This window comes from Pseudomonas fontis (assembly GCF_028656955.1).
Lineage (GTDB): Bacteria > Pseudomonadota > Gammaproteobacteria > Pseudomonadales > Pseudomonadaceae > Aquipseudomonas > Aquipseudomonas fontis.
The window spans coordinates 132,733-157,303 of sequence record NZ_JAMDGY010000027.1; the positions used below are offsets into that span (position 1 = coordinate 132,733).

The 24,571-nt window shown below is 61.0% G+C and carries 19 protein-coding genes and 1 tRNA gene; 10 read left to right on the forward strand and 10 right to left on the reverse strand.

Annotated elements, in window-relative coordinates:
- Positions 1-32: 32 nt before the first annotated feature.
- Positions 33-4,979, reverse strand: coding sequence for an AvrE-family type 3 secretion system effector (locus M5G11_RS12375; protein ID WP_273911580.1), 4,947 nt, complete (start codon positions 4,977-4,979; stop codon positions 33-35).
- Positions 4,980-5,273: 294 nt separating this feature from the next.
- Here M5G11_RS12375 and M5G11_RS12380 point away from each other — a divergent pair, with 294 nt between their 5' ends.
- The 3 genes from M5G11_RS12380 (at position 5,274) to M5G11_RS12390 (ending at position 8,119) form a co-directional block, all read left to right on the forward strand.
- Positions 5,274-5,831: an RNA polymerase sigma factor gene (locus M5G11_RS12380; protein ID WP_273911579.1), complete on the forward strand. Its 558-nt coding sequence runs from the start codon at positions 5,274-5,276 to the stop codon at positions 5,829-5,831.
- 55 nt (positions 5,832-5,886) lie between these two features.
- The gene (locus M5G11_RS12385; protein WP_273911578.1) at positions 5,887-6,915 is read left to right on the forward strand and encodes an alpha/beta fold hydrolase; all 1,029 of its coding nucleotides are present in this window, start codon (positions 5,887-5,889) and stop codon (positions 6,913-6,915) included.
- A gap of 475 nt (positions 6,916-7,390) precedes the next feature.
- Entirely contained in the window at positions 7,391-8,119 is a 729-nt protein-coding gene (locus tag M5G11_RS12390) for a purine nucleoside phosphorylase YfiH/LACC1 family protein (protein WP_273911577.1), read from the forward strand.
- A gap of 53 nt (positions 8,120-8,172) precedes the next feature.
- On the opposite strand, the gene M5G11_RS27590 is transcribed toward M5G11_RS12390, so the two are convergent.
- Entirely contained in the window at positions 8,173-8,406 is a 234-nt protein-coding gene (locus M5G11_RS27590; RefSeq protein ID WP_420793822.1) for a LuxR C-terminal-related transcriptional regulator, read from the reverse strand.
- 904 nt (positions 8,407-9,310) lie between these two features.
- Between M5G11_RS27590 and M5G11_RS12395 the strand changes: the two genes are divergently transcribed.
- Positions 9,311-9,739: an alpha/beta hydrolase gene (locus M5G11_RS12395; RefSeq protein WP_273911576.1), complete on the forward strand. Its 429-nt coding sequence runs from the start codon at positions 9,311-9,313 to the stop codon at positions 9,737-9,739.
- Here M5G11_RS12395 and M5G11_RS12400 read toward each other — a convergent pair.
- From M5G11_RS12400 to M5G11_RS12410, 3 genes are all read right to left on the reverse strand, one after another.
- The gene (locus M5G11_RS12400; RefSeq protein WP_273911575.1) at positions 9,724-10,893 is read right to left on the reverse strand and encodes an MFS transporter; all 1,170 of its coding nucleotides are present in this window, start codon (positions 10,891-10,893) and stop codon (positions 9,724-9,726) included. The genes M5G11_RS12395 and M5G11_RS12400 overlap by 16 nt on opposite strands.
- 113 nt (positions 10,894-11,006) lie before the next feature.
- Positions 11,007-11,150: a hypothetical protein gene (locus tag M5G11_RS12405; protein ID WP_273911574.1), complete on the reverse strand. Its 144-nt coding sequence runs from the start codon at positions 11,148-11,150 to the stop codon at positions 11,007-11,009.
- Between the two features lie 98 nt (positions 11,151-11,248).
- The gene (locus tag M5G11_RS12410; protein ID WP_273911573.1) at positions 11,249-12,466 is read right to left on the reverse strand and encodes an MFS transporter; all 1,218 of its coding nucleotides are present in this window, start codon (positions 12,464-12,466) and stop codon (positions 11,249-11,251) included.
- A 143-nt stretch (positions 12,467-12,609) separates the two neighbouring features.
- Between M5G11_RS12410 and M5G11_RS12415 the strand changes: the two genes are divergently transcribed.
- The 4 genes from M5G11_RS12415 (at position 12,610) to M5G11_RS12430 (ending at position 16,788) form a co-directional block, all read left to right on the forward strand.
- Entirely contained in the window at positions 12,610-13,131 is a 522-nt protein-coding gene (locus M5G11_RS12415) for an RNA polymerase sigma factor (protein WP_273911572.1), read from the forward strand.
- Entirely contained in the window at positions 13,128-14,057 is a 930-nt protein-coding gene (locus tag M5G11_RS12420; protein ID WP_273911571.1) for a FecR family protein, read from the forward strand. Before M5G11_RS12415 ends, M5G11_RS12420 begins: the two co-directional genes overlap by 4 nt.
- Positions 14,058-14,161: 104 nt before the next feature.
- Positions 14,162-16,618, forward strand: coding sequence for a TonB-dependent siderophore receptor (locus M5G11_RS12425; protein WP_273911570.1), 2,457 nt, complete (start codon positions 14,162-14,164; stop codon positions 16,616-16,618).
- Between the two features lie 93 nt (positions 16,619-16,711).
- A tRNA-Met gene (locus M5G11_RS12430) sits at positions 16,712-16,788 on the forward strand.
- 182 nt (positions 16,789-16,970) lie between these two features.
- On the opposite strand, the gene M5G11_RS12435 is transcribed toward M5G11_RS12430, so the two are convergent.
- From M5G11_RS12435 to M5G11_RS12450, 4 genes are all read right to left on the reverse strand, one after another.
- Complete coding sequence (locus M5G11_RS12435; RefSeq protein WP_273911569.1) at positions 16,971-19,454, reverse strand: TonB-dependent siderophore receptor; 2,484 nt, start codon at positions 19,452-19,454, stop codon at positions 16,971-16,973.
- 76 nt (positions 19,455-19,530) lie between these two features.
- A complete protein-coding gene (locus tag M5G11_RS12440) occupies positions 19,531-20,478 on the reverse strand; it encodes a FecR family protein (protein WP_273911568.1) in 948 nt (315 codons plus the stop codon).
- Positions 20,475-20,990 carry a sigma-70 family RNA polymerase sigma factor gene (locus tag M5G11_RS12445; RefSeq protein ID WP_273911567.1) on the reverse strand — a complete coding sequence of 172 codons (516 nt, stop codon included), beginning with the start codon at positions 20,988-20,990 and terminating at the stop codon, positions 20,475-20,477. Before M5G11_RS12445 ends, M5G11_RS12440 begins: the two co-directional genes overlap by 4 nt.
- 69 nt (positions 20,991-21,059) lie before the next feature.
- Positions 21,060-21,674, reverse strand: a complete 615-nt coding sequence (locus M5G11_RS12450; RefSeq protein WP_273911566.1) for a LysE family translocator — start codon at positions 21,672-21,674, stop codon at positions 21,060-21,062.
- A gap of 127 nt (positions 21,675-21,801) precedes the next feature.
- On the opposite strand from M5G11_RS12450, the gene M5G11_RS12455 reads away from it, so the two are divergent.
- Positions 21,802-22,695, forward strand: a complete 894-nt coding sequence (locus tag M5G11_RS12455; protein ID WP_273911565.1) for a LysR substrate-binding domain-containing protein — start codon at positions 21,802-21,804, stop codon at positions 22,693-22,695.
- Here the strand turns inward: M5G11_RS12455 and M5G11_RS12460 are convergent.
- Positions 22,643-23,242, reverse strand: a complete 600-nt coding sequence (locus M5G11_RS12460; protein ID WP_273911564.1) for a D-Ala-D-Ala carboxypeptidase family metallohydrolase — start codon at positions 23,240-23,242, stop codon at positions 22,643-22,645. The genes M5G11_RS12455 and M5G11_RS12460 overlap by 53 nt on opposite strands.
- Positions 23,243-23,333: 91 nt before the next feature.
- Here M5G11_RS12460 and M5G11_RS12465 point away from each other — a divergent pair, with 91 nt between their 5' ends.
- Complete coding sequence (locus M5G11_RS12465; protein WP_273911563.1) at positions 23,334-24,485, forward strand: hypothetical protein; 1,152 nt, start codon at positions 23,334-23,336, stop codon at positions 24,483-24,485.
- Positions 24,486-24,571 lie beyond the last annotated feature (86 nt).

Below are 24,571 nucleotides of genomic sequence, written 5' to 3' on the forward strand. Positions count from 1 at the left end.
CGATGGCGCAAGCCGCCATCACCCACCAGCTGTCAGCCTTTGAACGCCAGCCCTTCCTTGCTCATTGCACCCACCATGGCCTTGAACTCCGGTGAAGGCCGCGCCAGCTCGCCGATCAACCCGTAGCCCTGGGGTTTGTTCTGGTCCCGGCCATAGCTGAAGTTGATTTTGCCCAGGGTCTTGTTGATGTTGAGCGAGGCGCTGCTGTTGTAGCCAACAACCGGCAGGGGTGAACTGAAGCTTTCGCCCTTGTCGACGCTCTGGAACAGATCAATCGCCTTGATGCGCATGTTGTTACGGTCGCCGAGTAGCGCCGCCAGCGCTTCCTGGGACAGAGTGCCAGCACGGCACTCCTGATCGACACGGTCCTGCACCTCGTCCTTGAGTTCCAGCCGAACCCGGGCCAGCGTTCCGGCGCTTGCCTGCATCTGCTTGACCAACGTCTTGAGTTGCGGATCCTTATCAAGCAGGTCGGCAACGCGTTCGGCGTTGCTGAGCGAATGCTGGGCATTGACCAGCCCCATGATCCTGGAAACCACCCCTTGTTCGTCCAGGCGCGACAGGTTGGTGTAGGCACTTTCAAACCGCCCACCGTCCGACAGGCTATGGCCGGCCTCGGCCGCCTGCTGTTGGACATTCGCCCGCTTGAGCGCCCGCAGGGCCACGTACTGCTCGTCGTTGTCCATGGGCTTGTCGGCGAAATGCCGGTTCAGGTCCTGCAATTGCGCAAGTGCCTCCCCGCCCGGCAGGGCGGACACCACCTGCTGCGAACGCGGGTCCTTGAAAGCCTTGGCGAGCTTGACCGACAGTTCCTGCACCTGAGTGGCGCTCACCGGCTGGGCTTGCTTGAACGTGAACCTGATGCGCTTGCTGGTCTTGTTCTCTACCGTCGCCGCCACAGTGACGCCAACCCCAGCCCCGACGCCCTTGGAAACGGAGCTCTCTCCCAGCATCTGGTTGGCATTGAGCTGGGCACGTGCAGCTCCCGCAACATCGAGGCTGTTCAGGGCCCGCGGGCGATTGGCGCTGATGTCGCGAGTAGAGTTGCCGTTACCGCTCTGAACGAGGTTGGCGCTACTGTAGTTGAGCAGGTTGACCGTCACCGTGCCGCCCACCCCCAGCCGTGCTGCGGCCGACAGCGGTGAGCTGCCGTCTTCGGTCATACCCAGGCCAATACGCCCCTCTGCCGAGGCGCCAACCTTGAGGTCGAATTTCCAGCGCAGGCCTTTCTGGACTTCATGGTCGAAGCCTTTTTTCATCATCTGCAGAGGGTTCAAGCGACCATTGAACAGGCTGTCGACAAACCCATCAATTTCGCCGTCGGGCACTGTAAACACCACGCCATCACGCTGGATCATGCCGGCCGAGGCGTTCAGATCCACGCCCAGACGCGCAGCGAGGGTCAGCACGCGGTTGTTGCCGATATCCATCTTGGTGTTGTCTGCGTCGAATAGCACGGGCCAGAAGTCCTTGCCACCCCCGACACCGCCGCTGACCGCAGCGGCCCCCTCGCGTTGCAGATAGAGCACCACTCCCTTGTCGCCGCGCTCGGCATTCAGGTTGTACTGCCGTCCACCGCTGACCACAACGCTGGGCCAAGGACCATTTCCCAGGCTTTCCACCGAGATGTTCGGGGTACTGACATTCACTCCATAGCCGCGACGCAGGGCGATCTCGTCATCCGGGTGCTGCAACTGCTTGAGGGCGGCCTTGAGCGTTCCGACCAGCTCGACCTGGTCCTTGCTGCCGGTCGCTGCACGCAGATTGACGCTGATGGCGTGATCCTCCTTCTTGAAGCCGTTGAGAAAGGCCTTGATGGCATCGTAGGACGCCTCCAGCGCAGCGTGATCAGCAAAACCCATGTCGGTGACCTGTTTGACGGGGTGCTCGCCGTAGCGCTTGTCGCGCAGCTCGCTCAACTCCGCGTTCAACTGCGCCAGGTCGTCGCCCTCGGCAAGCCCTTCGGCTTTGCCCAGGATCTGTTGCAGGTCTTTGAGGGTCAGTACATCCAGAACCAGGCGGGCCTTGGTCAACCCCTGGTTGTCGCTGGCATCCCGGCGCTGCCCCAGTGGCACCGCGACGTGCTGGAAGGGCACGTGCATTCCGCTGCCCTGCAAGGTCTTGAGCAATGCCCCAGTACGGTTCTGCCCCGAAGGCACGAGGTTGCTCAACGTGCCTTGCATTACGTTGAGCAAGTTGTGGCTTGAGCTGCGGATATTGAGCCGCTCCTTGAGCTGTTCGAGGCGCTTGCTCAATTTGCTGCGCGGCAAGGCTTTACTCAATTCCCCATGCACATTGAGTACGCCTTCCTTGGCATCCAGGCTCGACTTGCCCTGCTGCTGGCCGAGGTGACGCGTGGCCTGGTAGCTGCTGTCTTCCAACTGGCTGCGGAACGCTTCCAGTGCCTGCTGCAACACCTTGCCCTGTGGCCCCAGGGCGAGCTTGGCGATTCGCGACTGCAGATCCAGAGCCGCGACCGGTTGGACCTGCTGCCCCTCGAGCGCCAGTCGATTGAACAGTTGGCTTTGCTCGTCATAGAGCGGGCGCAACCCCTGACGCCCCTGAATCTGATGCAGGACGTGGTTGCCGATATTTTTCAGGACCCGTGGCATTTCCAGGGTCGGCTTGAAGATGTGCGCGCGAATGAAGTCGCTGGCACTGACGGCATTGCCGGACTCCATGCCTGCCCGGCCGGCAATGTTGACGAGGACCCGAGCCGTCAGGCTGGTGCCGGGAAGTTGCGCCGTCTTTACACCGCCACGCACCCGGTCGAACAACTCGTTCAAGGCATTCTGCTCCGCCGGTCGAGGCGCCAAGGGCTGCCAGGCATCCCTTTTAAGCTGCACCTGTCCCTGGTCTTCGCCGTTCTTCAAGGTGCCACTCAATTGGTTATCGTCGCCGGTACGGATACTGCCCAGATGCCGGCCGTTGGGCAGTGGCGCCACGCTCCAGTGGGCATCGGCGTGGCCGGCCTGCCAGTCGTCCTTGGCCATCACGAACAGCTTGCCTTGCGTGTTCAAGGCGTAAAGGTTGGCCGTGGCGTCCAGTGCCAGCGAGGCCACCTCACCCTCCAGGCCAGCAAGGCTGACGTTGCTCGGTTTGCCGCCAGCAAGATGGGCAGTCAGGTGGTGGTCGTTGTCCAGCACCACGAAACACTTGTCATTGACCATCGCGAATGCGCTGATCAGCTGACCCTCAAGCCCGGCTACGGCGGGGCCGGTAGCGACCTGGCCCGCCCGTGGCATCGGATGCAGCGACGGGCTGCTGGCGAAGGTCATGGTGTGCTGCCCTGCGCTGACATCGAGCCGCCGGAGTACGCCCTCCTGTATCAGGTACGCCTTGCCATCAAGGCCACGCTGCAGCAGTTCGACATGCTGAATGCCGGTGTCCTGCCAATCCTGACGGGTAGCATCCCAGTGTTGTATGCGCTGCTCGCTGATACCGATACGACCCTGGCGCTCAAGGTCGAAGGTGTTTGCCGGCACCGGTGGCATGCTGCTCGGCAGACCGTGCCGGTTCTCCACTACCAGGGCGTTGCTCAGGTTCCAGCCTTCCTTGAGGCGCTGGCTGGGCTCGTCCAGCAGGTAGGCGTGGGACTGGCCATGGCGATCGCTGAGCAGCACATGCAGGCGGCCATCGTCGCCGCTGAGAAACCCGCTGGCCCGGTAAGCGCCGCCCAGGCGCTCGCCTTCAGGGTGGAAATGCTCCTCCGGCATCAACCGCAGCGAGGGCGGACTCAACTGGTCGCGCCCGACGCTGTACAGGCGGCCCTCGGTATCGGTGACGAACAACCGTCCTTGACTCAGCCCAATGCTGGCTGGCTGTGCCAGGCCGCCATTGAGTTCCAGGCTGATCGCCGGAGCTGAATGCGCTGGATCCTGGTTGAAGTCGAACAACTGCAGGCTCTGCTTGTGCTCACCGCACAAGGCCACGCCATGCTGATCGCTGCCCACGGCAAAGGCGCCCAATTGAGGAATGCCGATCTTGGGCATACCCGGGCTGCTCAGATCCACCAGCATGTCGTCGAGCTGGCCATAGACGCGGCCATCGCCCTGGCAGGCCAACTGGCGAAACTGCAAGCTCTCGCTGTCCACAGGAAGGGCCCAGGCACCGCTGAAGGCATCGAACTCATACAGTTGCTGACCTTGCAGGCGCACCAACTGGCCATCGCCATCCTGATGGATGCCGGCCAGATGTCCCAGGTGGGCACGGCCAATGGTGCCTTGGGCCAGCAGTGGCTGATCATTGACGGTTACTTGTACAGCGTCGCCTTCAAGCTTCAGTTGCGCCGTGCCGGCTGCGCCCGGGATGGGCTGGCTGGTACGCAGCAGCACCAAGGCATCGGGGCGATGTTTGAGCTGCAACAGGTGCCCCTGCGCATCCAGCAGCAGATGGTCCTGACCATTGTCGTGGCTGTCGGCGGCCTGAAAGCCCGGGCCCAGGGCGCGTTGCAACAGATCTCCTGTGGCCCTCGACTGCTGGGCCTGGAAAGACGCCTGACCGCTAAAGTTCGGCCGGCCGTTGCCATCGAGCGCTACCTTGACCGAGCTCTGGACAGGTGCCTGCACCAGCGAAGGAAGCAGGTTGCGCTCAAAATCGCGCCGGGCATTACTGCGCTTGAACGTTGAAGAGAGCGCCTGCGCCGCCGGTGCCTCGGCTGGCGAAGCCCCCTGCGGCGGCGAAAAGTGTACTTCAAGCTCGTTGTAGCGTACGGCGTTGCTGCGCTTGAGCCGCGTACGTGGCAGCTGTTCCCCGGACGGTTCGCCAACCAGGGTCGACGCAAACTGCTGGGGCTCCACAGTCAGGTCCTGGCTCAGTCGGCCGAAGGCCGGCGATTGCTGTTGCCCGAACACCTGCAAGGAGTTTGTTGGCTGCTGGGTCGCAGTCTCCCGGCGCTGCTCAAGGTCCTGAGCATTGCCGGTCAGTAGGGCCGGGGGGGCGACGGGCTGGGTCGAGGCGGACGGCGATGTAATTGTCATTATTGGAGGCTCCAGGGCATGCACGTCAGGCTCGCCTGATCAGGCAAAACTATTGTTGTGACCCTGAGTGGCCTGCCGCCGAGCGTGGTTCCAAGGGAGGCTGAATTCTTTCGCATTGACCTGCCCTGGGCGCAGCAGGGCGTCGATGGATTGCAAAAAAGCGACCAGAACTGGCAGATCCACCTCTATCGCGCTGCCTATTCTCGCCCCGCCACGCGCAGCCCGACCCGATGCGGCACGGGGTTTCGCAATAGCCGCACGCGCTGGCGCCAACGTTGGCGATTAGGAATAGGCATGGAGTCTGGAACGGTTCGGGGCAGCGTGCAGGCCAGCGGGGCAATCAGCCTGGACCTGAACGGGCTGGTACGCAGCAGTGAACATAAATTGCGTTTGTTCATCGGCAAACGGGTTTGCAATCAGGCTGATGTCGATGACCTGATGCAAATGACTTACCTGGAGGCCTGGCGCAACCAGCACAAGTTTCTCGGTGCCTCCAAGCCGGAAACCTGGCTCTTCGGTATTGCCGCCAACTTGGTCAGCAACCATTTCAAGCGCTTGTACCGACGGCCCCGACATATGCTGCTGGAAGACTCGCTACTCGATAGCCTGGAACAGGGCCTGGACCCTAGTGACCTCAACGAGTGCCTTTGCCTGCTGGAGCGGGCCCTGGAGGCGGTCGAGTCGCTACCGAACGATATGCAGGCAGTGCTCAAGCTGTTGGTCGATTCCGACCTCAGCTACCAAAACGCAGCGCACTGCCTGGGCATTCCGGTGGGTACGGTACGTTCGCGCCTGGCCCGGGCCCGCGTCCAGTTGAGGGGAAGCTTGTGCCGGGCCGAGGTAGTGGTCTGATACGCTGGATTGACCTGGGCTTGATTCAACTGCCACCGTGCCGGGAGCCATCCTTATGCTCTGTTGTATCGTTGCCGCATTGCGCAGACTCCCGATTGGTGCCGTTCTGGCACTGACCGTGATATTCAACGCGCAGGCCTCCCCCGCCCCGTCGTCGGTGCAACTCATGCAGATTGGCCCGCAAAACAACCGCTATCCCTTCCTGGTGTTGGCCAACCATGATGTGCAGACAGCGTCCGCACAGATTGATCAGGCGGTGGTCATCCTCCACGGTGTCAGGCGCAATGCCGATGCCTACTTTGCAACGGCACAACGACTGTTGAAGTTGGCGCATCTGCCGAGTCAGACAACCTTGCTGCTGGCCCCCAACTTCCTGACCGAAGCGGACCCAGGGGCACGCCCAGCCCTGCCCTTGTGGCGCAAGGACAACTGGATGCAAGGTGCTTTCTCCAGTGCTGGCCACGCAGGTATAACTTCGTTCCAGGCGCTGGACGATATCGTGCATTACCTGTCTGACCGCCAGCGCTTCCCGGCACTCCAGCGCATCACCCTGATCGGGCACTCCGCCGGCGCTCAATTGATGCAGCGTTACGCGGTGCTCAACGCTCAGGACGAGACCGTGCGCCAGTCGGGCATCGCCCTGCGCTACGTGATCTCCAGCCCATCGACCTACCTGTATTTCGATGCCAACCGAGCGCAACCTCAAGGCTTCGCCCCGGCAGAGCCGACGGCGTGCCCTGACTACAATCGCTATCGCTATGGGCTTGATCTGGCACCTGAGTATCTGGTGACGCAGCAGCTCAGCGCACAGCAACTGTTCCAGCGTTATGCCGGGCGTGATGTCACTTACCTGGTCGGCTCGAACGACAATGACCCCGCCAACCGTGTGCTCGACAAATCCTGTGGCGCCCAGTTGCAAGGCAACAGCCGGCTCGAACGGCAACTCAACTACCTCGCCTACGAACGCTTCCTCAGCCAGCAATGGAACATCGCGGTGCAGCATCCACAGTTCCAGGTGCCTGGCGTAGGGCACAGCGCCAATGGCCTGTATCGCTCGCCACGGACGGTCGAGCAGCTGTTCTGAAACATTGCGAAAATATAACTGGTTGAGCTAGAAGCTTTGCGCTTCAACCCTTGCACGTCGTTGACGCCTGCCAAGCGAGGACAACACATGGAAATCGAGCCAATCACATTGGAAAAATCGTTCAGTATTACTTATCACCGCTCGCTGTTAACCAATGAAAACAAAAAAACGCTCATTGACCAACATAGGGTACCAGCCACAACCGTCAACGAATCGCCTTAAGCACACTAGAAAAAACCAGCAGGATCAATATACATAAAACAACAATCGCCATATAGAAGAAAGCATTTCGGAAGTCACCTTTAGAAGAGAACACGATAGCAGTAAAAACCGCTGACTCACCTACAAGATCTTGAGTATGCTGCTGGCACAAACAATGCTCGGTACAGCCCCAACTAAAGAAGCGACTGGTTTTTTGCTCGCCACTTATTGAATTAGACCAAAGAAAGAGCTATAACACCCTCCTGACTCTTGAATGGGTATGTATTTCACTATGGCTTTTTTCAGCGAAAACCTTAGCTGCCTACCACATATCACTCACTCTTTCGATCATGCAGGCGATAGCCTTAAGCCTCGTGATATTTTTTATTGCATTCAAAAGCATGGCGCCAACATCATACAAACGGGCTTACATCAAAAGTCCGATTGTATTGCTGCGGACGCTATTTTCACTCGTTCTACACGCCCAATCGGCATTGTCACTGCTGACTGCTTGCCAATTCTTCTCGGGTCAAGCAAGGATGAATTTGTCGCAGTAATCCACGGCGGCTGGCGAGGATTAACTACCGGCGTGATTAGCAATTCTTTCCGTGCATTTCGTCAAGCTGGCATCCCCTTACAAAATATTCAGCTTTCGATAGGCCCTGCCATCGAGCCTTGCTGCTACGAAGTAAGTAGCGAACTAATAAATCACATTGAACACGTCCATGGAAAACTGTGGCGCGGCCGCACCTCTCCGTGGACTAAAACCCGCAAAGAACTCAATGTTCTCCGCGCCCCAGCTGGCGTGAACGGTGTATGGCTTGACCTTAAACTTTATTGCACTTATTTATTGGAGTCTGAGGGGTTATATCCCGAGCAAATACAGCACATAGAAAAATGCACTTATTGCTCTGGCGAGGTATTGGGAAGCTACCGGCGTAGAACCCACAGAGCTGAAACCAAGTCATTCCAACACTCATGGATTTCATTAAACCATGACTAGGAATCTTCCGTAAAAACCTACACAAATGACCCAGCACAAGAAAAATATATTTCCTATAAGTGCTCACCACGCATAACCTTGCACAACGGCATACACTGCTGCTTGAACCCGATTGCAAGCTCCCAACTTTTTTGTACATTGCGGAGGTGAAAATTTACTGTGCCTATTGTAACGCCGAGGATAAGTGAAATCTCCTCCGACGTCCTCCCTTCTGCTGGCCAACGAACCATTTCCTTCTCTCGCTCCCTCAGCGAGAATTCTTGTTTCTTTGAAAGTGTTCTATCCACATCAATAAATCGACACCCTACAGCATTCGCAAACAACCATACCGGCTCTTTAATTTCAGATAATTCTTCCGCCGAAATCTCGCTTCCCGAACGCTATAGATACCTATCACTTCACAGTCCGCGACCACGCCCAGACCACTAAGTACTCAGTCCGAGCACAAACACACGACGCCTATCTTGCCAGTACTACAAGATTTAATCTCTAAACAAGGCGTGTAATGAATTCCGTCCTGCGTGGCTTATTTACTTCACCAAAATCCCTTCCCTACACCTATGTCCACACACAACCAATCACCATCAGAGCCAAGCTCAGTCGGAACTTAAAAAATCAAGCAGAAAAATGTAAATTTATCAACTGGCAATACTTTCATTTATCAGCAACCTAGGTGATAGCCACAAGCCAACTCAAATAATTCACGAAAAGCAGTTCAAGGGCTCTCCTTCAGCGCTCTTAGGTTAGGCGCTGCCTCAACTACTCCCTGTTTACTCTTAGACATTGCGAAAACTTGACCACGTGAGCCTAGGGTATTTCGTTTCAATTCTTGCACTTTCTTGACGTCCTGCCCCCTGGATTACCGCATGTAGGGTAAGAGAACTAGTGGTCTCGCAAGAACGCATGATCGAAATGCACTCAGTCGCTGCGGCTCGGTAATGCCAACTTGCATCGCAGGCGCCGCCTTTGGGAGCCCTCACGGGCTCCAGCGCAGCCTTACGGCAGCGGCTACACAATGTTTACCATCAACAATGATGGCGATCCCCGCAGGCGCCTGCATCCCGTTGCGTTATCACAGGCTGCATGCGATAGTCGCGAATGTGAACACTTCTCATCTGAACACCTCGCAATTCCCCCCCTCCCTGCTCCTGGTCGAAGACTACCTTCGACTGCGTGAAGGCCTGCAAGCGCATGCGCCCGGCACTGGCCCAGCAGTTGGCTATCGACAAGCATCGTCAGGCGCTGTGGGGTCACTCCTATGGCGGCTTGCTGGTGCTGCACACCCTGCTCACCCGGCCAGGGGCCTTCAGCGACTATGCCGCCGCCAGCCCTTCACTGTGGTGGGGCAACGGGGTGGTGTTGCAGGAGCTCGCGGGCTTGCGCCAACGCCTGGGCGAGCACCGGCCTCGGCTGCTGGTGATGCGCGGTGACGCCGAGCCTGCGCAACCTCGGCCAGGCTTGCCGGTCGACAACATCAAGGCCACCGGGCAATTGCTGGATGAATTGAGGCAGTTGTCCGCTGTTCAGGTCGGCTTCAAGACGTTCCCCGGTTTGAACCACGGGCAGATGCTTGAAGCCTCGTTGCGCTACACCCTGGAGCAGTTCTACAGCGCACCTTGATTGGCACGCCGGGCATGGAACGCCCGGCGACGCGCACTGCGCGCGAACACCACGAACAGCGCCGCCATGGCGGTCAACGCCATCGGCAGGCCATGCGGCGCAACGCCCATGGCGGCACCGCTGATCAACGGCCCGAGCAGGCTGCCAACACCCCAGAGCAAACCAACGCTGGCATTCGCCGTCACCAGGTCCTGGCCTTTGAACTGCTGCCCGATCAGCACCAGCGCCAGGGTATACACCCCGCCGGCCACCGCACCCAGCACCACCAGTGCCGGCCACAGCAGCCAGGGCATCTGGATCAGCCATGGCAAGGCCAGGCCGATCAGCATGGCGGCGACCCCACAAACCAAATGCACCGTGGTGCGTTCGCAGCGGTCGGCCAGCCAGCCAATGGGCAGTTGGAACAGCATGTCGCCGGTAAGAATCACCGTGACCATCAGCGCCGCCACGCCCACCGCGTAGGCATGGTTGGTGGCGTAGACCGGCAGCAACGAGAGAATCACCGCATCGAAGAAGGAGAAGAACAGCACGCCCATGCACAGCGCAGGCGCCACGCGGAAGAAGCCGGCCAGCGAGAAGCTCTTGCCGCCATCGTCACCGTGCTCGACATGATCGTTGGGCACCGTCCAGCAGATCGACGCCAGGGCCAGGGCGTAGCACACCGAGACCACGATGATCACCCACGGGCTCTGCGCACCGAACAGCGCCAGCATCGCCGGGCCGAGCATCTGGAAGCCAGTGAAGGCGGTGGCATACAGCGCCATGATCTTGCCGCGATTGTGTTCCTCGCTCAGCTCGTTGACCCACGACTCGCCCAGGATGATCGCAATGCCCATGCCGATCCCCATGCCCAGGCGCAGCAGGCTGAGCAGGTAGATCGAATCGAAGGCCCACTCGATCAGCCCGACGCTGAGCGCACACAAACCGAAACTCAGCAGGTAGATCATCCGCCGCGTCAGGTGCCGGCAGCAGGCATCGACCATGAATGCCGAGAGCATCATGCCGGCCGCCGGCATCGCCGACAGCAGGCCGATCTGCAAGGTGCTCGCCCCGCCCTCCAGCAGGCGCAACGACACCAGCGGCAAGGTCGCCCCCAGGCTCAGGCCAACGACAGACACGGCAAACAGCAGGCCAATCAGAAAACGCTTGTTCATCACCACTCCAAACCCACCGGCGCAGGAACGTCGGACGTTCACGCGCAGGCGCATACACGATCAAAAAAAGTCGAATGCGAAACGGACCGACAACGGCGCACGGGCCGTGGCGATCAGTGGGAGGTGGCGTGCGGGGAGAAGGTGAAGGCGAACAGCACGCTGCGTCGACGCTTGAGCACCGCGTCACGCGGCCAGTCACGACAAAAGGCCTGGGTCTCAGGCGGCTTTGCAGCGTGGTGGCGGAGGAAGCGCTTCATGGTTCGACTACAGGGGTAAGAGAGGGCGGCACTCTAGGGGAAGGCCGGGGCCGGCGTCAATCGCCAGCCGCGTCCTTCACCCGTTGCAAGGCCCTGGATCAGCGCTTGCGGGTCGCCGGCAGGAGGATCGCCAGCACGCCGAACAGCGGCAGGAACGAGCACAGGGTGTAGACGTACTCGATGCCGTGGATGTCGGCGAGGTAGCCCAGCAACGCCGCGCCAATGCCGCCGAAGCCGAACATCAGGCCAAAGAAGATCCCGGCGATCATGCCCACATTGCCCGGCACCAGCTCTTGCGCGTACACCACGATGGCCGAGAACGCCGAGGCCAGGATGAAGCCGATGATCACGCTGAGCACGCTGGTCCAGAACAGGTCGGCATACGGCAGCGCCAGGGTGAACGGCGCCACGCCAAGGATCGAGAACCAGATCACCGCCTTGCGCCCGATGCGGTCGCCAATCGGCCCGCCAAAGAAGGTGCCCGCCGCCACCGCGCCGAGGAACAGGAACAGGTGCAGCTGCGAGCTGCCCACCGACAGGTCGAACTTCTCGATCAGGTAGAAGGTGTAGTAGCTGGTGAGGCTGGACATGTAGAAGTACTTGGAGAACACCAGTAGCCCAAGCACCACCAGTGCACCGATCACCCGGTTGCGCGACAGCCCGTGGGTCGCAGCCTGGCCCTGCTTGGCCTTGAACAGGTTCAGGTGCTCGCGGTACCAGCGGCTCAGGCCGTAGGTCACCAGCAAGGCGAAGATCGCGAACAGGCCGAACCAGGCCACGTTGCCCTGGCCGAACGGAATGATGATCGCCGCCGCCAGCAACGGCCCGAACGCGGAGCCGGCATTGCCGCCGACCTGGAAGGTCGATTGCGCCAGGCCAAAGCGCCCACCGGAGGCCAGGCGGGCAATGCGCGAGGTTTCCGGGTGGAAGGTCGAGGAGCCGATGCCCACCAGCGCGGCCGCCAGCAGGATCATCGGGAAGCTGCCGACAAACGCCAGCATCACGATCCCCACCAGCGTGCACAGGGTGCCCAGCGGCAGCAAATTCGGTATCGGCTTGCGGTCGGTGTAGAAGCCCACCCAGGGTTGCAGCAGCGAGGCGGTGATCTGGAAAGTCAGGGTAATCAGCCCGATCTGCGCGAAGCTCAGGTCATAGTTGGCCTTGAGCAGCGGATAGATCGACGGCAGCACCGCCTGGATCAGGTCGTTGATCAGGTGCGCCAGGGCACAGGCGGCGATGATGCGCATCACCAAGGGGCTGCTCTGGCCAGTAGCGGCAGCAGCGGGTGAACCGGATGGGGCAGAACTCACAGCCATGGGAAACACATCCATCGAACGGGCGGGATCCAATTATCCAGAATTCGTTAGCAAGCGCACTATCTCTTTTCTGCAACGCACACTTGATAACAATTCTCACTAACGCTAGGATCGCCCTCTCCCTTCCCTGCGCGCCCTTCGCCATGCCTGACGAACCGGAAGACCGTAGCCTGACCCGGCTCTACCAGCGTCATCGGCATGAGTTACTGGCCTTTCTCACGCGCCGGGTGCGTTGCCGGGAGACTGCCAGCGACCTGCTGCAGGATGCCTTTATCCGCCTGATGCACAGTGAACGCAGCGAAGTCGGCAACCTGCGGGCCTTTCTCTATCGCATTGCCAACAACCTGAGCATCGACCATGCCCGGCGCAATCAGGTGCGCGGGGTCAATGACGCGCAAGCGCTGGAGGAGTTGGTGACCGAAACCACACCGGAGCGCAGCGCAGTCGCCAGCAACACCCTGGCGCACCTGGAGCGGCTGATCGACGGCCTGCCCTCGCCGACCCGCGAGGTATTTCTGCTGGCCCGTGTCGAGCAAATGAGCTACAAGGACATCGCCGCACGCCTGGGCCTGGAGCCCCGCGCCGTCGAGCGACACCTGAACAAGGCCCTGAGCCACTGCGCTGCGGCCGCCCTGCAAGCACGCCACCAGACCGAACCGTCATGACCGTTACGCCTGATCACATCGCCGATACCCAAGCGCAAGCCTTGCAGTGGTTTACCCGACTGCGCGCCGAAGATGTCGGCAAAGACGAGCGTTTGGCGTTCGAGGCCTGGCAGGCAATCCCTGAAAATGCCCTGGCCTTCGGCGATGTCGAAGCGCTCTGGTTAACCCTGGAAATGCCGGCGCGGCGTGTGCGCAAGGTCGATCAAGTGAAGCCCCAGCGTTCAGGCTGGCCGTTGCTGGCCACCGCTGCCTCGTTGTTGCTGGCCGCGGGTATCGGCTGGCTGCAATGGCCAACGCTGCAGCGGCTGAACAGCGACTACGCGACCAGCGCCGGAGAGCGCCGCGAGATCATCCTGGCGGATGGCTCCACACTGCGCCTGGACAGCGCCAGCGCGGTGGACGTTGATCTCAGTGGCGCCACGCGCAAGGTGCACTTGCGCCAGGGGCGCCTGTTCGTCGACGTGGTTCATGACGGCCGGCCCTTTGTGGTCGAGGTCGACAAGGCCCAGGTGCGGGTGCTGGGCACACAGTTTTCGGTAGGTCGCCGCGATGCTGGCGACGAAGTGGTGTTGCTCAAGGGCAAGGTCGAAGTCAACGCCGGCAACGACAGCCGCGTGCTCGCCCCCGGCCAACGCCTGAACATCCATGGCCAGCGCCTCGACCCCATACAGACCGTCGATGCCGAACGCCTGCTGGCCTGGCGCGACGGGCAGTTGCGCGTCCGTGATGTACCGCTGCGCGAAGTACTGCAACAGTTGGCCGACTATCAAGGCAGCCGCCTGCTGCTGCTCAATGAGGCGGCCGGCCAACGCCTGGTCAGTGGCAGCTTCAACCTCGATCAGGCCGACAATGCCTTCGATGCCTTGATCACCAGCCAGAAGCTGAACGCCAACAACTTCGCCGGGCAGTGGATCATCGTTCGCTGAGTTGTCGAAAAATATTTTCACGGGTTTCCGGTAATTCACGTTTCTGCTGCGTCACACCCCACACATAAGAAGCATTACCATTTGTATTCTCTGGGGGAGGACACATGCAGTACCCACGCGATTTCGCTTTCAGCCGCTTGCCACTGGCCAGCGCCATCCTTGCCACATCCTTGCTGTCGAGCCTGCCGCTGGCCGCCCAGGCCGCGCAGCCTGCGCCCGCCGCCGCACAGTCGCAGCGTTTTGACTTCAATATTGCCGCGCAACCGCTGGCCGACGCCCTGGACCAGTTCAGCGCGCAAAGTGGCTATCAGGTGATCTACCAGTCGAGTGAAGTCGGCGCACTTCTGTCGCCCGGCGTGAAGGGGCAACACAGCGCCGAAGAGGCGATCCGCCTGCTCACCGCCGGCAGCAATGCCCGCCTGAGCCAGCCGAACGGCAACAGCTTCCTGGTCGACCTGCCGGTGAACCTGGGCGGCGACCTGCAACTGGATGCCGTGAGTATTTCCGGCAAGGCGCCCGGCTCGATCACCGAAGGCACCGGGCTGTACACCACCTACTCGTCGAGTAGCTCGACGCGCTTGAACCTGACACCCCGGGAAACGCCACAATCGCTAACCGTGATGACCCGCCAGCGCCTCGATGACCAGCGCCTGACCAACCTCAGCGACACGCTGGAGGCAACGCCAGGGATCACCGTGGTACGTGACGGGCTGGGCGCCGAGACTGATGCCTACTGGTCGCGGGGTTTCCAGATCCAGAACTATGAGATCGACGGCGTGCCCACCGTATCGCGCATGGACAACTACACCCAGAGCATGGCGATGTACGACCGCGTCGAAGTGGTGCGCGGTGCCACCGGCCTGATCAGTGGCCTGGGCAATCCGTCGGCGACCATCAACCTGATCCGCAAGCGTCCGACCTATGAAGGCCAGGCCAGCATCATCGGCGAGGCGGGCAGTTGGGACCGCTATGGCACAGGCTTCGACATCTCCGGGCCGTTGACCGAAACCGGCAACATCCGTGGTCGCCTGGTCGCGGACTACAAGACCGGCAATGGCTGGCTGGACCGCTACAAGGACAAGTCGCAGCTGCTGTATGGCATCAGTGAATTCGACCTGAGCGAATCGACCCTGCTGACCATCGGTTTCAGCTATCAGAAGACCAACGTGGAGTCGCCGGCGCGCTCCGGCATCCCTACCCGCTTCAGCGATGGCAGCACTGCCGGCCTCAAGCGGTCGACCAACCCGGCCCCGAGCTGGTCGTACAGTGATCACGAGCAGACCAGCCTGTTCAGCTCCCTCGAACACCAGTTCGACAATGGCTGGAGCGGCAAGGTCGAATACACCCACAGCGAGAACCAGAACGACAGCCTCTACAGCTACCTGTCTGGCTCGCTCAACCCGGATGGCAGCGGCAAGACCCTGCTGCCGGCACGCTTCGCGGGTACACCGCGCCAGGACACGCTCGACGTGTACTTCACCGGCCCGTTCCAACTGTTTGGTCGCGAGCATGAGCTGATTGGTGGTTTGACGCTGTCCCAGTTCGAGGTCAATGCGTCGATCTATGGCAACAACGGCTACGGCTGGGACTACGACTACAACGCGACCCCGGACGCCGTGGTGGACAACCTGTTTGACTGGAACGGTCATTCGGCGAAACCGGACATGAACCCTACGGGCCACCTGTCGCAGAAAGAAACCCAGAAAGCCGCTTACCTCACCTCACGCTTCCACGTCACGGATGACCTCAGCTTCATCCTGGGTGGGCGCTTGATCGACTGGAAGAACGATGTCGACAGGGACGTGTACGCCAAAGGTGCTGATGCGGCCTACAGCAACCAGTATTCCGCCCGTGAAACCGGGGTATTCATTCCTTACTCTGGCCTGGTGTATGACCTGAACGACAGTTGGTCGGTGTACGCCAGCTACACCAAAATCTTTAACCCGCAGGACTACACGGTCAAAGATCCGCAGGGCAAGCCGCTGGAGCCGATGGAGGGCAAGGGTTACGAAGTCGGCATCAAGGGCAGCCATTTCGGTGGCAAGCTGAACTCCAGCCTCGCGCTGTTCAAGATGGAGCAGGACAACCTGGCGATCTGGCAGGCCGAGTACCCTGGCAGCGACGTGTACTTGCCTGAGCAGGCGACGACCACAAAAGGACTGGACTTCGAGGTCAGTGGTGAACTCGCTGACGGCTGGCAGGCTTCTGCCGGTTACGCCTACGTGGTGACCACCGACTCCAAAGAAAACCGTATCGTCACCACACTGCCGCGCAACAGCTTCAAGACCTTCACCAGCTACCGCCTGCCGGGGCCACTGGACAAGCTGACGCTGGGTGCCGGGGTGAACTGGCAGAGCAAGGTTGGTGTTGACCTGCACGGTTTCACTCAGAGCAGCTACGCGGTCACCAGCCTGCTGGCGCGCTATGACGTGAGCAAACAGTTGAGCGTGGCGGTGAACGTGAACAATCTGTTCGACCGGGAGTACTACAGCTTTGCCGGCGACCATGGCATGTACGGGGCACCGCGCAACCTGATGACCAGCTTCAAATACAGCTTCTGAAGCCATTTTTGGCTAAGCGGTTGATCGTGCGCTAATTTTTTTGAAAAAGAGTGTTGACACAAATTCATATCAGGGGAATAATGCGCGCCACTTGGCTACATAGCTCAGTTGGTTAGAGCATAGCATTCATAATGCTGGGGTCCGGGGTTCAAGTCCCTGTGTAGCCACCAAGTACTAAAAAGAGGCTTACCGCAAGGTAAGCCTCTTTTTTTATGCCTGTCGAAAATGCACCAAGTGCACCCCCTGTAGCCGCTGCCGTGAGGCTGCGCTTGCCTGCGACGCAGGCACGAAAGCCGGGAGCCCTGCCGGCCTCCAGCGCAGCCTTCCGGCAGCGGCTACACGTCACCTCACCTCAGAACGACCACTTGGTCGTCAGCATCACATTGCGCGGGTCACCGTACGAGCCGCTGTAGAAGTTGTCGTCCAGCGAACTGATGTACTTCTTGTTGAACAGGTTGTTCACCGTCGCCGTCGCCGACCACTGCGGCGTCATCTGGTAACGCGCCATCAGCCCGACCGTCGCGAAGTCATCCTGCTTGTAGGTCGCCGGTGCCGACAGCTGCCAGGAATCAGCCGTGAAGTGAATCGGGCTCTGCCAGTTCACCCCACCGCCCACCGTCAGTTGATCCAGCTCACCCGGCAGACGCCAGGTGGTCCACAGCTTGAAGATGTCCGCAGGGATGATGGTCTTGATCCGCTCATGCTCGCTATCCTTGACCACGGCATGGCTGTAGCTGGCATCCAGGTTCCAGCCCGGCAGGATCTCCCCGCTGATCTCCAGGTCGATGCCCCGCGTGGTGGTTTTCTTCGGGGTATAGGCCGGCTGGAAATCCGAACCGATGATGTACCCATCCGGCACGTTGTCGTTTTCCAGCTTTACCTCGTACAGGGCAACAGCGGTGTTCAGGCGACCCTCGAAATACTCGCCCTTGAGCCCCACCTCGTAGTTGTCCCCCTCACGCGGCGCCAGCAACTTGCCGCCCTGATCCTTGTAGGTCTGCGGCTTGAAGATACTGGTGTAACTGGCATACACGGAATGGTGCTGGTCCAGGTCGTAGACCACGCCCGCATAAGGCGTCACCTCACCCGTGCTCTTGGCCGAATCATCAGTATTGGAGCGAACCATGGCCGGCACGTTGTAGTGCATGCTGGCGTCGTACTTGAAGTAGCTGACCCGCGCACCCAGGATCAGCGACAGATCATCCGTCGGCTTCAACCGCGTTGCCAGGTACGCACCGTTCTGGCGCTGGCTTAGGTTGTCGTCTTCTCGATTGATGGTGTACACCGGCTGCGGCGCATAGTTGTCCCAGGTCCCGATGTTCACCGGCTTGCCACTCACCAGGTTGTCGCTCTTGCCTCCGGCAACCGGGTTGCCGAAGCCGTTGCGGCGGTTTTCGTATTCCTGGTAATTGAAGCCCAGCACCAACTCATGCTCACGCCCCATCAACTGGAAGGGGCCGGACAACAAGATGTCCAGCCCTTGCTGCTTCTGCCAGTTCTCGCCCTTGGTCGCGGTGTACTTCAAGCCGTTGCCGGTAGCCGGGTCGACAAAGCCGGTCGAGGTGCCGGCAATCACCGAGTCATAGTCGCGGGTGCCATACAGGTAACTTGCGGCGACCTTGAGCTTCCAGTCGTTGGCCAACTGCTGCTCCAGCGAGGCGAAGCTGTTGTAGATCTGTTGACGGTTGCTGCTATCACGACTGGCCGGGTTGTCCGAACGCGAGGTGTGCAGCTTGTTGCCGTAGCGATCCAGCAGCGGCAAGCCGGTGGTGGAGAAGCCCCGTGGATCACTGTTCAGATAATCGAAGCCCACTGTCAGTACGGTGCTATCGCTCAGGTCGAACTCGGTGATCCCGTAGAGAATGGTTTTTTCCTGTTGCAGGTGATCGGTGAAGCTGTTGCCCTGCTGATAGGCCGCCACGGCGCGACCACGCACATTGCCGCTGTCGGTCAACGGGCCACCGACATCCACCTCCGAGCGGTACAGGTCCCACGAACCCAAGCCTGCACTGACATAGCCCTTGAAGGTATCGGTCGGGCGCTTGCGCACCAGGTTGACCGTACCGGAAGGATCACCCGCGCCACTGAGCAAACCAGTCGCGCCACGCACCACTTCAACACGGTCGTAGATCGCCATGTCGGCCAGTGCCTGGGGCAAGGCCTGGCTGAAGGCAAAGGAGGTGGTCGGCATGCCGTCGTATTGGTAGTTGTCGATCGCCAAGCCACGGGAAAAGACATACAAACGATCACTGCCCGGGCTCTGCACGTTGATGCCTGGTGCCTGCTCGAGCACCTGTCCGATGCCGCGCAAATTTTGATCATCAATACGCTGGCGGGTCAGCACGCTGACCGACTGGGGTGTTTCGCGCAGGCTAAGGTTGAGCTTGGTCGCCGTGCTTGTCGCGCCGGTGGTGTAGGAACCAGTGCCTTCCGTGGTGCTCCCCAGCCCCAGGCCATTGATAGTGGTGGCGCCCAGTTCCAGCGCACCGCTGGTTTGCGGCACCACGACCAGCACGTAGCCGTCCGGGCTTGATTGCGCCTGAAGTGACTGGCCACGCAACAGCGCAGAAAAGCCCTCCTGCACCCCATAGCTACCCTGCAAGCCCGGGCTTTGCCGGCTGGCGACCTGGCTGGCATCGAACGAAATCGCCACGCCTGATTCGCGCGCATAGCGGCTGAGCACATCGCCCAAGGGGCCGGCAGGAATGTCGTAGCGCTGCACCTGCTGCTGGGCCTGCGCAGGCAGCACGGCGAGCGCAGGCACGCCAACGAGGGTGAAATGGACGGCCAGCGCTAAAGCGCTGCGCGAGTGACGAGGGCGCAAGGGTGAAAACATGTTCCCGATTCTCCGATGTAGTGGCTAGTACAAGGACGCACGGGAAACGAGAACTGGAAGCGCCTGACAATAATTTCTACTTGAGCGTGATTCGGGTCAGCCATGGCGAATAGGCATCGACCTTGATCGGCAGGCTGCGCGCCAACAAGCGCAAGGCCCGCTCGCTGTCGTCCGCCGGCAGTACCGCCGTGACTTTCAGCCCGGCCAATGCCTTGGCATCGAACAACAGGTAGCCGCGATGGTTGCGTGACAGGCGCTCCAGCACCTGCGACAGGGGTTGCTCCTTGATGATCAACTGGTGCGCCGCCCAGGCTTGCTCAAGCCCCAGGCCATCAATCGCCTCGAGCGCATGCACGCCGGAAGCGTCAAACCGCACCTGCTGCCCGGCGCTGACGGTCAGCGTGCTGCCGACACTCTTCACTTCGGTACTCGACTCGATCATCGCCAGGCGTGTCGCACGCTCCAGTTGCTCCACCACGAAGCGCGTACCGAGGGCGCGGATGCTGCCGTACGCGGTGACCACCCGGAACGGTCGGCTGGCATCCTTGGCGACATCCAGCAGGATCTCACCACTGATCAGGCGCAGGGTACGGCTCTGCTCATCGAAGTGCAGATCCACCGCAGAATGGCCACCCAGGCGGATGCGACTGCCATCGGGCAACTGCTGAGTGCTCCATTGGCCAGTACCGGTGCGGATATCGGCCATCAGATAGGACGGCGGATACTGCTGCAACACCAACCCGAGCGGCAGCAACAGCGCCAACGCCACAGCCAGCGCCTTGAGCCCGCCCCTTGCACTGCGCGGCCGGGCGATGCTGTTCAACGCCGCGCGTGTCGGTGCCTTGGGCAATTCGTGCAGGGCGGCCAGGCTGCCTTGCAAACGGCGCACGGCGTCCACATGCGTCGGATCAGCCGTCAGCCAGGCGGTAAATGCCGCCTGCGTGTCAGCATCCGCGTCGTCGTCCAGGCGCACTAGCCACTGGGCGGCTTCGCGCATCACCGTAGACGCTGGCGCGGTACTCACAGGGCGCTCTCGGATGCGGCGTGGCAATGCAGCAAGGCTTGCACCAGGTCGCCCTGCACGGTCTTGGTGGAAACCTTGAGGCGTTCAGCAATTTCAGCATGGCTGAGGCCTTCGAGGTGACGCAGGATGAATGCCTGGCGAGCCCGCGGGATCATCATTTCAAGCGCCCTGGCGATGTGATCGAGCGCTTCGAGGGCTGCCAGTATCTGTTCGGGAGAAGGCGCCTGTTCCAGGTGCTCGACATGCCGGGCGAGCTCGTCGCGGTAGGCTTGTTCCATCTTCTGCCGGCGGCCGCGATCGATCATCAAGCGACGGGCGACGGTGGCCAGGAAAGCTCGCGGCTCGCGCGGGGCAACGTACTCGCGAGCACCGAGCAAGCGAATGAAGGTGTCTTGCGCCATGTCCGCCGCGTTGTGCGGGCAGTCCAGGCGCCGCCGCAGCCAGACCAGCAGCCAGCCGTGGTAACCCTTGTACAAGGAATCGAGGCTGTCTGCAGGAGGGGACGGTTTCATTCACGAGCAACGCTAAATGGGAATGATTCTATCTTATGCCGCCAACAAGCTCCGTTGCAACGCCAGCACCTACAGTTTGCCCGCAAACATTACCGTGCCGCCCAAGCCGATCAGTGCCACACCGATCACCCGGTCCAGTACCCGCTGGCGTGCCAGCATCTTGCGGCGCAACGCCGCGCTGGAAAAGAACACTGCCACCAGGCTGAACCACAGCCAATGTGCGAACGACATGAAGAAGCCATAGGCAAAGTCCGTCGCCAGCGTACTGCCCGCCTGCACCACCTGGGTGTAGGCACTGACCACGAACAGCATGGTCTTGGGGTTCAGCGCATTGGTCAGGAACCCGCTGCGAAACGCCGCCAACGGGCTTGGGCTGCGAGCACCATCGCCCTCCAGTGAAAGCACCGCCGTATTGGTCAGCGACTGGTACCCGAGGTACACCAGATACCCTGCCCCCAACACCTTCATCGCCATGAACAGCAGCGGCGACTGGCTGATCACCAGCGCCACCCCCAGAACCGTGTACAGCACATGCACCTGCACCCCGCAGGCAATCCCCAGCGCCGCCAACAACCCGGACCGCCGGCCATAGGCATAGCTGTTGCGGGTAACCATGGCGAAATCCGGGCCGGGGCTGATCACCGCCAACACCGTGATCAGGGCAACAGCTACAAGTTCGTTCACGCAGGACTCCTCGATGAATACGCTAGCAACACGCACGGATCCCCCCGTGCGCCGGCATTATCGAGTGCTTCAGCCCGGCGAAAAATCGATTTATAGTGCGACAAATCCGCTAGTTTTCCTCACACATATGAAGCTGCCCGCCCTCACCGCCTTTCGCTATTTCGACGTTGCCGCGCAGACGCAAAGCTTTGTGCGTGCTGCCGAACTGCTGCATGTCACCCATGGCGCCGTCAGCCGCCAGGTGCGCCTGCTGGAAGAGCAACTGGGCGTGCCGCTGTTCGAGCGGCGCAACCGCGCGATCTTCCTCACCCAGGCCGGCCGCGAATTGCTCGCCACCACCCAATCGATCTTCGAGCAACTGCAAGGCACGGTGCACCGCCTGCAGCAGGACGCCCGCGAAGAAGTGCTGGTGCTGTCGTGCGAGCCGACCCTGGCGATGAAGTGGCTGATTCCGCGGCTGCCGGCCTTCCAGGCCGCTCACCCGGATATCCAGGTGCACCTGGTAGCCGCAGGCGGGCCGGTCGATTTCGTGCGCAGCGGCATCGACCTGGCACTGCGCCGCGATGATTTTCATTGGGACGACAGCCTGCATGCACTGCAGGTGTGCGAAGAGTGGACCGGCCCGGTGTGCAGCCCCGCCACCCCCTTACCCGACCAGGGGTTTGCCGGCGTGCGCCTGCTGCACAGCGCCTCGCGCCCCAACGCGTGGAGCACCTGGCTACGCCTGAGCGGGCAAACGGAACTCAGCGCCCAACGCGCCGACTATGAACACTTTTACCTGTGCATCCAGGCCGCCAGCGCCGGGCTCGGCGTGGCCATGGCCTCGCACTTGATGGTCCAGGACGAACTGGCCAGCGGTCAGTTGCACGCGCCCCATGGCTTTGTTCGCGATGGCTCGGCTTACCACCTGCTTTGCCCTCAGCCCATCGAAGCCACGGAAAAATGCCGACGCTTCGCTGACTGGCTGATCACCGAGCTGCGCCCGGCGCCAGCGGCTGGCAGAACGACGAGCCTGCGCTGAAATCCCCACCCCAGGTGCGATACCCGGCCGTGTCGATATGAATGCGCCCCGAGGGATAACGCCCCAGGCCCATGTTCCACGGCTTGCCATAGCGCTGCCAGAACTGGCACAGCGGGTTCGGGTCGGCCCAGGCGGGCAGCAGCAGGTCGACGGCGAAGGCGCGGGTGTGGGCACTGTCCTTCGCACCCCCAGCGCAGCGGTTGAGTTGCGGGTCGCGGTAGGCCGAGACCACTTCATAGCTGCTCAGTACACGCTCCTCACCGAGCAGCTTGAGCAGTTGCAAGGTCGATTGCACCGCCGGCCAGTTCGAACGCGGCGGCACCGCGAACGGCTGCGCCGAACACAGTCGCCAGTCACTGGCCGAGCGCAGCAGTTGGTACAGCGGCACCACGCCGTACAGCCGGGCATCCACCAGCATCTCGCGAAAATCGCGGGTGGCGTGATCCCCCGTCCATTGCGCGAACTGCCACAGGTCGCGCTCATCGGCCTGCAGCGGCGCGGCAAACAGCACGCCCGCCAGCAACAGCCCCTTGATCCCCTTGCACATTGGCCACTTACCCCTCTTTCCTTCCTTGGGGAAACTCCCCCAGTATGGCAACCCTCCCACCCGGAGGGAGGCCCACTACAAGGAGTTAAGCATGCGCAAGACCGTTCACCTTGCCCTTGGTCTCGCCGCCCTCGGCGCCAGCGCTGGCGCCCTGGCCGATACGCAGGTTGCCCTGGGCAGCCAGGAACGCGTGACCCGGCTGTTTGCCTACCCGAACAACTGCAATGTCATCTGCTACCGCGACTGGACGCTGGAGCAGACCGTCGAGCATTACCTGACCCAAAGCGTACAGCGCGACGGCTATGCGGCCGCCACCGTGAAGGTGCACCGCGACAACGACAAGCTGTATGCCGATATCAAGGGTGTGCCGGACGGCTATGACAAACCGCTCAAGGCGTTGCTGGAAACCGGCGAGCTGGCCTATGAAGGCGCCAGCAAGCTGAACCGCGCGGGTGGCTGGGATTACAGCTGGTACCTGTTCCTGCCATTGGGCATGGCCCTGGAAAACCGGCGCAGCGTCGAGTTGCTGCACTTTCCGCCGGACTATTCGCTGACCCGTTATCAGGATTACCTGAAATCCAACACCACCGACCGCTGGGCCACCCTGCTGACGTTCAACGGCATTCCTGCCGAGCAGACTCCGGCGTTCCAGACCATTGTCGATATCGCGCCGATTGCGGCGCCCGCCTCTGCTGGCAAGAGCCTTGAGGGGGTCTACGGGTACTTCAGCGATTACCAGCTGCGCATGGTCAAGGAAACCACCAAAACCCAGGGTGATGTGTCGCTGCCGATGGTGGCCTTTGGTGCGCCGGTGCGGGCCTGGATTCAGCAGCAATACGGGCCAGTGGTAAAGGTGCTGGGGCTGGTGACGATCAAGCCGACGCCTGAGCAATCAGTGCCGGTGCTGGGCTCGAACCACCCGAGTGCGATCTGGTATGCGGCTGACCCGGCGAACAATGATGGCAGCCAGGAGAAGGCGGATGAGTCCGGCTTGCGGATGATGGGCCAGGATTTGAGCGCCGCGTGCTGGCAGGCCGGGATGGGCAGCAATCCGAAGGCGGATGCCAAGGCGACATTGAATGCCTGTACGCAGAAGTGGCAGGTGACGGCGAAGAAGCAGACCTGTGAGCTGTTCTTCCGCAGCATTCGCGAGATGACGCCTGAGCAGGCGGCGGCCAAGTGCAATACCGGGCCGATGACCCGGGCGTTGCGCGAATTGCACAAGCCGCTTGAGATGGATTGAGGCAGTTCCGGCCTCATCGCCGGCAAGGCCGGCTCCCACAGGGTATTGCATGCACTGATCCATAGGGTGTGCAGCGCACAACTGTG

What these genes read in the sequence shown, in the direction of transcription:
- M5G11_RS12395 (WP_273911576.1), top strand. Translation starts at nt 9,311, where the DNA reads ATGCGCCCGGCACTGGCCCAGCAGTTGGCTATCGACAAGCATCGTCAG.
- M5G11_RS12410 (WP_273911573.1), bottom strand. Translation starts at nt 12,466, where the DNA reads ATGGCTGTGAGTTCTGCCCCATCCGGTTCACCCGCTGCTGCCGCTACT.
- M5G11_RS12465 (WP_273911563.1), top strand. Translation starts at nt 23,334, where the DNA reads ATGCGCAAGACCGTTCACCTTGCCCTTGGTCTCGCCGCCCTCGGCGCC.
- M5G11_RS12460 (WP_273911564.1), bottom strand. Translation starts at nt 23,242, where the DNA reads ATGTGCAAGGGGATCAAGGGGCTGTTGCTGGCGGGCGTGCTGTTTGCC.
- M5G11_RS12375 (WP_273911580.1), bottom strand. Translation starts at nt 4,979, where the DNA reads ATGACAATTACATCGCCGTCCGCCTCGACCCAGCCCGTCGCCCCCCCG.
- M5G11_RS12455 (WP_273911565.1), top strand. Translation starts at nt 21,802, where the DNA reads ATGAAGCTGCCCGCCCTCACCGCCTTTCGCTATTTCGACGTTGCCGCG.
- M5G11_RS12425 (WP_273911570.1), top strand. Translation starts at nt 14,162, where the DNA reads ATGCAGTACCCACGCGATTTCGCTTTCAGCCGCTTGCCACTGGCCAGC.
- M5G11_RS12435 (WP_273911569.1), bottom strand. Translation starts at nt 19,454, where the DNA reads ATGTTTTCACCCTTGCGCCCTCGTCACTCGCGCAGCGCTTTAGCGCTG.
- M5G11_RS12385 (WP_273911578.1), top strand. Translation starts at nt 5,887, where the DNA reads ATGCTCTGTTGTATCGTTGCCGCATTGCGCAGACTCCCGATTGGTGCC.
- M5G11_RS12380 (WP_273911579.1), top strand. Translation starts at nt 5,274, where the DNA reads ATGGAGTCTGGAACGGTTCGGGGCAGCGTGCAGGCCAGCGGGGCAATC.
- M5G11_RS12420 (WP_273911571.1), top strand. Translation starts at nt 13,128, where the DNA reads ATGACCGTTACGCCTGATCACATCGCCGATACCCAAGCGCAAGCCTTG.
- M5G11_RS12405 (WP_273911574.1), bottom strand. Translation starts at nt 11,150, where the DNA reads ATGAAGCGCTTCCTCCGCCACCACGCTGCAAAGCCGCCTGAGACCCAG.
- M5G11_RS12390 (WP_273911577.1), top strand. Translation starts at nt 7,391, where the DNA reads ATGGGTATGTATTTCACTATGGCTTTTTTCAGCGAAAACCTTAGCTGC.
- M5G11_RS12415 (WP_273911572.1), top strand. Translation starts at nt 12,610, where the DNA reads ATGCCTGACGAACCGGAAGACCGTAGCCTGACCCGGCTCTACCAGCGT.
- M5G11_RS12445 (WP_273911567.1), bottom strand. Translation starts at nt 20,990, where the DNA reads ATGAAACCGTCCCCTCCTGCAGACAGCCTCGATTCCTTGTACAAGGGT.
- M5G11_RS12400 (WP_273911575.1), bottom strand. Translation starts at nt 10,893, where the DNA reads ATGAACAAGCGTTTTCTGATTGGCCTGCTGTTTGCCGTGTCTGTCGTT.